We start from the raw sequence: 11,978 nt of genomic DNA on the forward strand, positions 1-11,978 counted from the left end.
TTAACCCGGCAGTTTACTTCCACAGCGGTTACAAAACTGCGCACTATGTTCATGCTGGCCTTGCTGACACTGCGGACATTTACGTAAATTCTGGCGATTCTGAAACGCGCTGCTCATATGTGTGGTAATCAATCCAGTCGGTATCGCAATCACAGAGTAACCAATCAGGATAAGCAAAGACGCGACCATGCGCCCCAATGGCGTGTGTGGCGTGATATCGCCATAGCCAACAGTAGTGACCGTGACAATGGCCCAATACACCGACGCATTTAGCGTGGTAAAACCATATTTTGGTCCTTCGATCAGGTACATCAACGCACCGAAAACAATCATCAGAATGGCAATAAAGGAATAGAACAGTATGAGCTGATGGCGGGCGCTTTTGATGGCGTTCCAGAACACTCGCAGGGAAGGCATAAAGCGCAGCAACTTCAGAATACGCAGCACACGTAGAACGCGCATCGCGCGCCAGGCGAAGACATAACTCAGACTGATTTCAGGCCACAACCACATTACATACAGCGGCAAAATGGTGGCAAGATCGATTATTCCCCAGAAGCTAAACACATACTTTGCGGGATTGGCCCAGCAGCATAAACGTAGAAAGTATTCGAGGGTAAAGACCAGAGTAATAAAGACCTCCAGCCAAATAAAAATATGCCATTCATCATACGTTAAATGGTATTGCGTCCCTACTCCGGACTCAATGAAGATAACAATAACGCTAAGCAATGCGAACAGCGCGCACATACCTTCAAAGCGACGCCCCGAACGGGTGTTTAAATCGAATAATTTGCGATAGAGCCCACGGCGGACAGAAGAGACTAGACCTGGCACAAATACCTCACCAAAAAGAAGGGCTGACCTTTGTCAGCCCTCAGGATTATAGCGGGTCTACTTTCAGGCAGGAAACAGCGTGTCGGAAACTTCCTTCAAGAACCGGGCGCGTTTTTGCACATTCCGGCCCGGCAATCGGACAGCGCGTACGAAACACGCAGCCGGAAGGAGGATTAATAGGCGACGGCAATTCGCCTTCCAGTAGCTGGATAACCTTGTTCCTTTCCTGGTCAGGGTCGGGAATGGGTACCGCAGACATCAGGGCTTTGGTATAAGGGTGCAGCGGGTTATGGTACACCTCATCATAGGTCCCTAATTCCACCGCGTGTCCAAGATACATGACCAGCACGCGGTCGGAGATGTGTTTAACCACCGCCAGGTCGTGAGCAATGAAGATGAGCGATAATCCCATTTCACGCTGTAACTGTTGCAGCAGGTTCACCACCTGAGCCTGAATTGATACGTCCAACGCGGAAACCGGTTCATCGCAAATAATCAATTTAGGCTCAAGGATCAGCGCGCGGGCAATACCAATACGCTGACACTGACCACCGGAAAACTCATGGGGGTAGCGGTTAATCAGATTCGGTAGCAAGCCAACTTTCATCATCATCGCCTTCACACGGTCACGGACCTCCTGACCAGGCAGATTCGGATGATAAGTCCGCAGCGGTTCGGCAATAATTTCACCAATGGTCATGCGCGGGTTTAATGATGCCAGCGGATCCTGGAAAATCATCTGGATATCACTACGCACTTCCCGCCATTCATCGGGTTTCATGCCCAGCAAATCTTTACCCAACCAGGCAACCTTTCCATCGGTGGCTTTCACCAGGCCGATAATCGCACGGGCAAAGGTCGATTTACCACAACCTGATTCGCCGACCACGCCCAGGGTTTCGCCTTCATACAGCCGTAGGGTCACGCCATCAACTGCTTTCAGGGTTTTAGCCGGCTGCCAGAACCACTGCTTGCCGTCTTTAATGTCGAAATGGACTTTAAGATCGGCAATTTCAAGGAGCACTTTTCGTTGTTCGGTCACCGCAGTCATACCAGTTCCTCCACCGGTTTAAAGCAGGCGCGCAGGCGGCCCGGACTAAACTCCTCCAGTGGCGGAGCACTGCTACAGATTTCCATCGCATGCGGGCAACGCGGCTGGAATGGACAACCTTTTGGCAAACGCAGAAGGTTCGGCGGGTTGCCCGGGATAGTCAGCATCTCTTCCCCTTCGGCATCCAGACGAGGTACAGCGTTCAGCAACCCAATCGAATACGGATGAACGGGCTTATAAAACACATCCCGCGCACTACCATATTCCATGGTACGTCCGGCGTACATCACCAGAACTTTATCGCAAATACCAGCCACAACGCCAAGGTCGTGGGTGATCATGATAATCGCCGTGTTGAATTCGCTTTTCAGTTCATTCAGTAGCGTCATAATTTGCGCCTGTACCGTCACATCGAGCGCGGTAGTCGGCTCATCGGCTATCAGTAGTTTTGGCCTGCACAGCAGCGCCATGGCGATCATGACGCGCTGGCGCATCCCGCCTGAGAATTCATGCGGGTACATTTTCATACGCTTACGCGCTTCCGGCATCTTCACCGCATCCAGCATTCTGACCGATTCTTCAAAAGCTTCCGCTTTGCTCATGCCTTTATGCAGCATCAGAACTTCCATCAACTGCTCGCCGACCCGCATGTACGGATTAAGAGACGTCATCGGATCCTGGAAAATCATCGAAATTTGCTCGGCACGTAGTTTGTTCAGTTCGCGTTCCGGTAAATTCAGAATTTCACGCCCGTTGAAGGTTGCAGAGCCCCCGATACGGCCATTCGCCGCCAGCAGGCCCATCAGGGCAAAGGCTGTTTGCGATTTACCGGAACCGGATTCCCCAACAATACCCAGCGTTTCTCCTGCTCGAAGAGAAAAGTTTAAATCGTTAACCGCGGTCACATCGCCATCGGGGGTAGCAAACGTCACGCGCAGATCTTTTACATTCAGCAGTGCGTTAGCCTGTTGTTGCGCGAGCGGTGCGGTTGAGGTTTCAATTACGCTCATGACTGCACTCCTTAACGGTCTTTCGGGTCGAGGGCGTCACGCAGGCCATCGCCAATAAAGTTAAAACAGAATAAAGTTACCACCAGGAAACCTGCCGGGAACAGCAGCAGCCATGGCGAGACTTCCATCGAGTTGGCACCATCACTCAGCAGTGCACCCCAGCTACTTAATGGCTCCTGTGTACCTAATCCCAGGAAGCTCAGGAAGGATTCAAACAGGATCATGCTGGGCACCAGCAATGAAGCGTAGACCACCACCACGCCCAGTACGTTCGGCACGATATGGCGGATAACGATGCGCACGGTAGATACCCCTCCCACTTGCGCCGCTTCAATAAACTCTTTGCGCTTGAGACTCAGCGTTTGTCCACGCACGATACGCGCCATATCCAGCCAGGAGACCATCCCAATAGCAACAAAAATCAGCAGGATGTTTTGCCCAAAGAAGGTAACCAGCAGGATCACGAAGAACATGAACGGGAAGGAGTTGAGGATTTCCAGCAGACGCATCATTACCGAGTCGACTTTGCCGCCGAGATAGCCCGACAAAGAGCCGTATAGTGTACCGACGACTACCGCCACCAGCGCTGCGGCAATACCGACCATCAGCGAGATACGTCCGCCAATCGCCACGCGAACCAACAAGTCGCGACCCGACGAATCGGTGCCGAAATAGTGTCCTGATTCCGTGTCCGGCGCGCTGGACATCATGCCCCAGTCGGTATCGAAGTAGGTAAACTGCGACAGCATTGGTGCCAGCGTCACGAACAGCGCAATAATCACTAACACCACCAGGCTTGCGACCGCAGCGCGGTTATGCATGAAGCGTCGACGCGCATCCTGCCACAGACTGCGGCCTTCGACCTCCAGCTTTTCACTGAAATTCTCCAGCGCTTCGCTGTTTTTCTTACTTAACATCATAGCGAGCTCCAGTATCAGTAACGAATTTTTGGGTCGATAACGGCATACAGCACGTCGACAATCGCGTTAAACACAATGGTCAGCGTACCCACCAGAATGGTCAGGCTCAGAACCAGCGAATAGTCGCGGTTTAAGGCACCATTGACGAATAGCTGGCCAATGCCCGGCAAGCCGTAAATGGTCTCAATAACCATTGAACCGGTGATAATGCCGACAAATGCCGGTCCCATATAGGACAGGACGGGCAACAGCGCCGGCTTTAACGCATGGCGGAAAATAATCCGCCGCATCGGCAGCCCTTTTGCGCGCGCAGTGCGAATAAAGTTAGAGTGCAGCACTTCAATCATCGAACCACGAGTAATACGGGCGATACTGGCGATATAGGCCAGTGACAACGCCACCATCGGTAGGATCATAAATTTCAGCGCCCCGCCGTTCCAGCCCCCGCCAGGCAACCATTTCAAGGTTATGGCAAATATCATGACCAACAATGGAGCGACTACAAAGCTGGGGATAACGACCCCGGTCATTGCTACTCCCATCACCGTGTAGTCCCAGCGCGTATTTTGCTTGAGCGCGGCTATCACCCCAGCGCTTACACCGACGAGTACCGCCAGAATAAAGGCTGCCGCACCCAGCTTCGCTGAAACCGGAAAGCTCGAGGCAACGAGATCGTTGACAGTGTAGTCTTTGTATTTGAAGGAGGGCCCAAAATCGCCATGTGCCAGCTGCTTCAGATAGCTGAAGTACTGCGTTGAGATAGGATCGTTAAGATGATATTTCGCTTCAATATTTGCCAGTACCTCTGGCGGTAACGCGCGTTCCCCGGTAAATGGGCTTCCCGGCGCAAGGCGCATCATAAAGAATGAAATCGTAATAAGGATAAATAGCGTCGGAATCGCTTCCAGACAGCGACGTAGTATGAATTTTAACATTGCCCGTACCTTCTGGCGTGTGCCTTTATACCCCTTCTACCCCGACCTTCAGGTAAAGCGGTATTAATAGTTCGAAGAAAAAAGACACTGTGGGGCAATAAAAATGCCCCACGTCTTGCCATTAATGCTTGATAATATACAAGTCTTTGACGTGGATATTATCCATCGGGTCTTTACCAGAGTATCCGCCAACCCACGGTTTCACCAGACGGGCGTTAACATAGTAATAAACCGGTACAATCGCAGAATCTTTATCCAATTGCTGTTCCGCTTTTGAATACAGTTCGCTGCGCTGTGCTTCATCAGTCACTTTCAGGGTATCGGCAATCAGCTTATCAAACGCTGGGCTCTTATAGTGCACAGTGTTGTTGGAGCTGTCGGACAGCACCATGTTCAGGAAGGATGTTGGTTCGTTGTAATCCGCACACCAACCCGCACGCGAAACATCATAGTTACCCTGATGGCGCGTATCGAGGAATGTTTTCCACTCCTGATTTTCCAGCTTCACGTTGGCACCCAGATTTTTCTTCCAGATGGATGCCGCTGCGATGGCCAGCTTCTTATGCAGGTCTGAGGTGTTATACAGCAGGTCAAAGGTCAACGGCTTTTCAGCGGTGAAGCCTGCTTCAGCCAGCAGTTTTTTCGCTTCTTCATTACGTTTTTCCTGAGACCATTTGAACCACTCTGGTTCAACCAATTTTGCCCCATCGGTGTAAGGAGGAGTAAAGCTATATGCAGGCAGGTCGCCCTGGTTTTTCACTTTATTGACGATAATGTCACGATCCAACGCCAGTTTCAGGGCAGTACGAACGCGAACATCGTTGAACGGTGCTTTCTGATTGTTGATTTCGTAATAATAGGTGCACAGGTACGGGTCAACGTGAACTTCGTTCGGGATCTCTTTTTTCAGTTTCTGGAATAACTCGATCGGCATGTTGTTATAGGTCATGTCGATTTCACCGCTGCGATAGCGGTTCACGTCAGTCACTTCAGAAGCAATTGGCAAATAGGTAACCTGGTTTATAACGGTTTTCGCGTTGTCCCAGTAGTTAGTATTACGCTCAAGCACAATGCGCTCGTTGACAACCCAGTCTTTCAGTTTATAAGCACCGTTAGTGACGATGTTAGCTGGCTGGGTCCACTTCTCACCGTATTTTTCAACTGCGGCTTTAGGAACCGGTGAAACGGATGAGTGCACAAGCAGTTTGTAGAAATAAGGAACCGGCTCGCTCAGGGTGACTTCAAATGTATGATCGTCGAGAGCTTTAACGCCGAGATCGGTGACCGGCTTTTTACCGGCGATAATATCATCAATATTGACGATGTGGCCGTACTGCAAATAGCTGGCGTACGGTGACGCGGTATTTGGGTTAGCCAGCCGCTGCCAGCTATACACGAAATCTTGCGCGGTGACTGGCGTACCGTCAGACCACTTTGCATCTTTACGCAGATGGAATGTCCAGACTTTAAAGTCTTTATTTTCCCATTTTTCAGCTACGCCTGGTGATGGTTTGCCATCAACATCACTGATTAATAAACCTTCAAACAGGTCACGGTTGATGTTGGATTCAGGCACACCTTCGATTTTATGTGGATCGAGCGACTGAACTTCCGAACCGTTATTACGCACCAGAGTCTGCTTTTCAGCAAGCTGCACACCGGCTGGCACAACTGCTGCTGTGGCAGCATTTCCAGCGACTAGCGCAGTTAGGATCCCCGCAGCTACTAAACTTTTTTTAGTGATGTTAGTCATTGTGTTTGTACTCCCTCATTATTATGGCTGGCTTTTTAACCAGACTGTTAATCCTGTCAGGATCCCTGTACGGCATCGGAGATTTTCTGCCGTCAGGTGGTTTATTGTTTTACTGCTTGCTATCACCGACTCTATTTATTCTGGCGATTCGTACGACCGCCTTGCGTCGATTATCGATCGTGTTTCCCCTGCCGGAAACACGCTGTTACCCTGTTGAGAGAAATCAATTGAAAATGATTCTCATCAACGTGAAATCTTCTGCAAAATACCTGACCGGAAAGTATCAAATGCGTTTCTTAACCGCCAATACATTTTACAAATTTGTTAACCAATTCTCTTTTATTGAAAATAAATCTCAGTAGAAAAGTCTTTCGAATGAAGATTTATCACAAAAAATCATTAAAAATCATAACGTTGAACATCAAGCATTGTTAACTACCCTGTCCGGTATCAACACCGCGCTCAAATACACATTAATTTAACAATTGGTTATTAATTAGCACATTCATCTAAAAAAAACGCTGAAATAACTAATAACATTTCGATAATCCTACAGCAAGCCCCAGAGTATGATGTTACTAAAATAACAGCGACACTTAGCCACCACAGGCGGACTGTTGAGAGTTATATCTATAAATTCAATGAATAACAAAAGAGCTAAACATAAGTTTTTATTATTTTTGTTGTGCTACTTTTCAACTTTAGTGAGAAGTTTTACTGATAATGAAAGGAAACGGAGCCGATAGTGGCTCCGTTGATGCAAAAGAGGGATATCAGGCAAGCAAACCGGGGAAAATAGACTTGATTCCAGTAACAATGAACTCAATCCCCAGAGCCATTAACAGCAATCCCATAATACGCGTAATGACGTTGATGCCCGTTTGGCCCAGCAGGCGAACTAACCATGGCGCCATACGGAACAGCCCCCAACAGCACAGGGCAAACAGCGCAATTGCCACAAAAAAACCAAACAGGTTAATCGCACTATGATACCGCGTGCCCCAAACGATAGTTGAGCTTATCGCCCCCGGCCCTGCCATCAGAGGCAAGGCCAGTGGCACAACACCGATGCTTTCGCGAATAGCGGTTTCTGATTTTTCCTGTTTATTTTGCTTATCTTCGCCAAGTTTTCCGCTAATCATCGACATCGCAATAGTCACCACCAGGATGCCGCCGGCAATCCTGAACGAGTCTATCGAGATACCGAAAAGTTGCAGAATACCGTCACCAAGGAACAGCGAAGTCCACAGGATGATGGCAACCGAAAGGTTTGCCGTAAGGTTGGTTTTGTTGCGCGCTGCAGCCGTTTGGTAGCTGGTCATGCTGATAAAGACAGGGATAATCCCCACCGGGTTGACCAACGCAAATAACCCAATGAAAAATTTAAAATAGACAGGAAAATCAAATAGCGTTTGGATCACGGTTAGCTCCGAAGCGTTAGCCGGATAAAATGAGTCATAAAAAAATTGATAAAATCCGCGCTGAAGATACGCTTTTTGTCAGCATACTTCACCTTCTATCTGCGTTTATCTACGTAAATACGCTACCAATAGTGAGTGTTATTAATATGTATTGAATATGCTAATGTCATTGGAATTCATCACATCAATTCATTAACACTTACCGATAAACGCTAAAAGGGCCTGCTGAAAGGTGTCAGCTTTGCGAAATATTGATCCAGATCACGCAATTACTACTCAGAAGTGAGTAATCTTGCTTACGCCACCTGGAGGTAACGCGTTAGAGTTAACTGACGCTAACGCATAAGCTCTTTTAGTAAATCAAGGTAAAACGGACGTTAATTAACCGTTTGATTTTCAAAACGTTACACAAATTTTCGTCGATCTGTCTATACTCTCGTATCGAGCAGATGATTTACTAAAAAAGTTTAACATTATCAGGAGAGCATTATGGCTGTTACTAATGTCGCTGAACTTAACGCACTTGTAGAGCGCGTAAAAAAAGCCCAGCGTGAATATGCCAGTTTCACTCAAGAACAGGTTGACAAAATCTTCCGTGCCGCCGCTCTGGCTGCCGCAGACGCTCGAATCCCTCTCGCGAAAATGGCCGTTGCCGAATCCGGCATGGGCATCGTCGAAGATAAAGTGATTAAAAACCACTTCGCTTCAGAATACATCTATAACGCATATAAAGATGAAAAGACCTGTGGTGTGCTGTCTGAGGACGACACTTTCGGTACCATTACCATCGCTGAACCGATTGGTATTATCTGCGGTATCGTTCCAACCACTAACCCAACTTCTACTGCCATCTTCAAATCGCTGATCAGCCTGAAGACGCGTAACGCCATCATCTTCTCTCCGCATCCGCGTGCTAAAGATGCGACCAATAAAGCCGCTGATATCGTTCTGCAGGCAGCCATCGCTGCTGGCGCGCCGAAAGATCTGATCGGCTGGATCGATCAACCTTCCGTAGAACTGTCTAACGCGCTGATGCACCACCCGGACATCAACCTGATCCTTGCTACTGGTGGTCCAGGCATGGTGAAAGCTGCATACAGCTCCGGTAAACCAGCTATCGGCGTAGGCGCAGGTAACACCCCGGTTGTCATCGATGAAACCGCAGATATCAAGCGTGCTGTTGCCTCCGTTCTGATGTCTAAAACCTTCGATAACGGCGTAATCTGTGCTTCTGAACAGTCTGTTGTTGTTGTTGACTCTGTATATGACGCAGTACGTGAGCGTTTCGCGACTCACGGTGGCTACATGCTGCAGGGTAAAGAGCTGAAAGCTGTTCAGGACGTTATCCTGAAAAATGGCGCGCTGAACGCGGCCATCGTTGGTCAGCCGGCATACAAAATTGCTGAACTGGCAGGCTTCTCCGTACCAGAAACCACCAAGATTCTGATCGGCGAAGTGAAGGTTGTTGACGAAAGCGAACCGTTTGCTCACGAAAAACTGTCTCCGACGCTGGCGATGTACCGTGCGAAAGACTTTGAAGACGCCGTTAATAAAGCTGAAAAACTGGTTGCGATGGGCGGTATCGGTCATACCTCTTGCCTGTACACCGACCAGGACAACCAGCCAGAACGCGTTGCTTACTTCGGCCAGATGATGAAAACCGCACGTATCCTGATTAACACCCCTGCATCTCAGGGTGGTATCGGTGACCTGTACAACTTCAAACTCGCACCTTCCCTGACTCTGGGTTGTGGTTCATGGGGTGGTAACTCCATCTCTGAAAACGTTGGTCCTAAGCACCTGATCAACAAGAAAACCGTTGCTAAGCGAGCTGAAAACATGTTGTGGCACAAACTTCCGAAATCTATCTACTTCCGTCGTGGCTCTCTGCCAATCGCACTGGATGAAGTGATTACCGATGGTCACAAACGTGCGCTGATCGTGACCGACCGCTTCCTGTTTAACAACGGTTATGCTGATCAAATCACTTCCGTGCTGAAAGCTGCTGGCGTTGAAACTGAAGTGTTCTTTGAAGTCGAAGCTGACCCAACTCTGACCGTTGTACGCAAAGGTGCTGAGCTGGCTAACTCTTTCAAACCAGACGTGATCATTGCGCTGGGTGGTGGTTCCCCGATGGACGCCGCGAAAATTATGTGGGTTATGTACGAGCATCCGGAAACTCACTTTGAAGAACTGGCGCTGCGCTTTATGGACATCCGTAAACGTATCTACAAGTTCCCGAAAATGGGCGTCAAAGCGAAGATGGTTGCCGTTACTACCACTTCCGGTACCGGTTCTGAAGTGACTCCGTTTGCTGTTGTTACTGACGACGCAACCGGGCAGAAATACCCGCTGGCAGACTATGCGCTGACTCCGGATATGGCGATTGTTGATGCTAACCTGGTCATGGATATGCCGAAGTCCCTGTGTGCGTTCGGTGGTCTTGATGCCGTAACTCACGCTTTGGAAGCTTACGTTTCCGTACTGGCTTCTGAGTTCTCTGACGGTCAGGCACTGCAGGCGCTGAAACTGCTGAAAGAAAACCTGCCGGCGTCCTACCATGAAGGTTCTAAGAACCCGGTAGCTCGTGAACGTGTACACAGTGCAGCAACCATCGCCGGTATCGCGTTTGCTAACGCCTTCCTGGGTGTATGTCACTCAATGGCGCACAAGCTGGGTTCTCAGTTCCACATTCCTCACGGTCTGGCGAACGCCCTGCTGATCAGCAACGTTATTCGTTATAACGCCAACGACAACCCGACTAAACAGACTGCATTCAGCCAGTATGACCGCCCACAAGCTCGTCGTCGCTATGCTGAAATCGCAGATCATCTGGGTCTGAGCGCACCGGGCGACCGCACTGCTGCGAAAATCCAGAAACTGCTGGGCTGGCTTGAAGAAATCAAAGCTGAACTGGGTATTCCTAAGTCTATCCGTGAAGCTGGCGTTCAGGAAGCTGACTTCCTGGCACACGTGGACAAACTGTCTGAAGATGCGTTTGATGACCAGTGTACTGGTGCTAACCCGCGTTACCCGCTGATTTCTGAACTGAAACAGATCCTGCTGGATACCTACTACGGTCGTGAGTACAGCGAAGGCCAGGCCGCAGCTAAGACTGAAACAGTAGCAGCACCGAAAGCTGAGAAGAAAGCGAAGAAATCCGCTTAATTCGACCAGATAAGTTTTAGTTTCACTCTAAACGGCCCCACATTGGGGCCGTTTTTTTATGTCCTACTCTATCGGAACAGGCATATACGTAATTCAGAGGCGTATAGAGGATGGTTCTGTTGGAGTGGGGCCAGTACGGTGTAAGAATTGCGTCAGAGAGAACCTGACAGGGTAGAGAACATTGTCGAATGTCGCGGCCTACCCTGCGTGACTAAGCGCGCGTAAGCGCTAAGGGTTAATCGTGGCTGTGTCGCTCTTGTATCGCCGTCAGAGAGCCCTCAGACTGCGCTTGTTTATAATGTTTACGACAAACCGAGACATAACGTTCATTCCCGCCAATAACGACCTGCTCGCCCTCGTTATAGGGTCTTCCAGCCTGATCAAGACGTAAAACCATACTGGCCTTACGCCCACAGAAACAAATGGTTTTTAATTCAACCAGCTTATCAGACCATGCAAGCAGGTATTCGCTGCCGCCAAATAATTCACCACGGAAATCTGTGCGTAAACCATAGCACAACACGGGAATATCCAGCCGATCGACTACTTCAGATAATTCATAAACCTGTTGCCGAGTCAGAAACTGCGACTCATCAACCAGTACACAGTGAATTCTTTGCAGCTCGTTTTCAGCACGAATCTCTTCGAACAATGATGAATTTTGGTTAAACAATTTTGCAGGTGACGACAGACCTATACGTGAACTTACTTTTCCAGCGCCAAAACGGTCATCAATTTCCGCTGTATATACAACAGCACGCATCCCACGTTCCTGATAATTGTACGAAGATTGCAGCAATGCAGTCGACTTACCGGCATTCATTGCAGAATAGTAAAAATATAGCTGTGCCATTGACCGAAGGCCCTCACCTGGGGAAATAAA

At 49.0% G+C, this 11,978-nt stretch carries 9 protein-coding genes; 1 reads left to right on the forward strand and 8 read right to left on the reverse strand.

Annotation, left to right across the window (positions count from 1 at the left end; translation table 11 throughout):
* The 7 genes from ACU8YC_RS03020 to ychE form a co-directional block, all read right to left on the reverse strand.
* Complete coding sequence (locus tag ACU8YC_RS03020; protein WP_151219380.1) at positions 1–837, reverse strand: ion transporter; 837 nt, start codon at positions 835–837, stop codon at positions 1–3.
* Between the two features lie 46 nt (positions 838–883).
* A complete protein-coding gene (oppF, locus tag ACU8YC_RS03025; RefSeq protein ID WP_151219381.1) occupies positions 884–1,888 on the reverse strand; it encodes a murein tripeptide/oligopeptide ABC transporter ATP-binding protein OppF in 1,005 nt (334 codons plus the stop codon).
* A complete protein-coding gene (oppD, locus tag ACU8YC_RS03030) occupies positions 1,885–2,898 on the reverse strand; it encodes a murein tripeptide/oligopeptide ABC transporter ATP-binding protein OppD (RefSeq protein WP_003833364.1) in 1,014 nt (337 codons plus the stop codon). The genes oppF and oppD overlap by 4 nt, the downstream gene beginning before the upstream one ends.
* Positions 2,899–2,909: 11 nt before the next feature.
* Positions 2,910–3,818, reverse strand: coding sequence for an oligopeptide ABC transporter permease OppC (oppC, locus tag ACU8YC_RS03035; protein WP_151219382.1), 909 nt, complete (start codon positions 3,816–3,818; stop codon positions 2,910–2,912).
* A 14-nt stretch (positions 3,819–3,832) separates the two neighbouring features.
* Positions 3,833–4,753 (reverse strand): oligopeptide ABC transporter permease OppB, encoded by a 921-nt coding sequence (gene oppB, locus ACU8YC_RS03040; protein WP_003020708.1) that lies wholly within the window; start codon positions 4,751–4,753, stop codon positions 3,833–3,835.
* A gap of 121 nt (positions 4,754–4,874) precedes the next feature.
* On the reverse strand, positions 4,875–6,506 hold the full coding sequence (gene oppA / locus ACU8YC_RS03045; protein ID WP_151219384.1) for an oligopeptide ABC transporter substrate-binding protein OppA: 1,632 nt from the start codon (positions 6,504–6,506) through the stop codon (positions 4,875–4,877).
* 773 nt (positions 6,507–7,279) lie between these two features.
* Positions 7,280–7,927: an NAAT family transporter YchE gene (gene ychE / locus ACU8YC_RS03050; RefSeq protein WP_003020714.1), complete on the reverse strand. Its 648-nt coding sequence runs from the start codon at positions 7,925–7,927 to the stop codon at positions 7,280–7,282.
* Positions 7,928–8,416: 489 nt separating this feature from the next.
* Here ychE and adhE point away from each other — a divergent pair, with 489 nt between their 5' ends.
* The gene (gene adhE / locus ACU8YC_RS03055) at positions 8,417–11,095 is read left to right on the forward strand and encodes a bifunctional acetaldehyde-CoA/alcohol dehydrogenase (protein ID WP_151219386.1); all 2,679 of its coding nucleotides are present in this window, start codon (positions 8,417–8,419) and stop codon (positions 11,093–11,095) included.
* A gap of 235 nt (positions 11,096–11,330) precedes the next feature.
* On the opposite strand, the gene tdk is transcribed toward adhE, so the two are convergent.
* A complete protein-coding gene (gene tdk / locus ACU8YC_RS03060; protein ID WP_151219510.1) occupies positions 11,331–11,948 on the reverse strand; it encodes a thymidine kinase in 618 nt (205 codons plus the stop codon).
* Between the last annotated feature and the right edge of the window lie 30 nt (positions 11,949–11,978).

Source organism: Citrobacter sp. VF227, from assembly GCF_052950715.1.

What these genes read in the sequence shown, in the direction of transcription:
- adhE (WP_151219386.1), top strand. Translation starts at nt 8,417, where the DNA reads ATGGCTGTTACTAATGTCGCTGAACTTAACGCACTTGTAGAGCGCGTA.
- oppF (WP_151219381.1), bottom strand. Translation starts at nt 1,888, where the DNA reads ATGACTGCGGTGACCGAACAACGAAAAGTGCTCCTTGAAATTGCCGAT.
- oppD (WP_003833364.1), bottom strand. Translation starts at nt 2,898, where the DNA reads ATGAGCGTAATTGAAACCTCAACCGCACCGCTCGCGCAACAACAGGCT.
- tdk (WP_151219510.1), bottom strand. Translation starts at nt 11,948, where the DNA reads ATGGCACAGCTATATTTTTACTATTCTGCAATGAATGCCGGTAAGTCG.
- oppC (WP_151219382.1), bottom strand. Translation starts at nt 3,818, where the DNA reads ATGATGTTAAGTAAGAAAAACAGCGAAGCGCTGGAGAATTTCAGTGAA.
- oppB (WP_003020708.1), bottom strand. Translation starts at nt 4,753, where the DNA reads ATGTTAAAATTCATACTACGTCGCTGTCTGGAAGCGATTCCGACGCTA.
- oppA (WP_151219384.1), bottom strand. Translation starts at nt 6,506, where the DNA reads ATGACTAACATCACTAAAAAAAGTTTAGTAGCTGCGGGGATCCTAACT.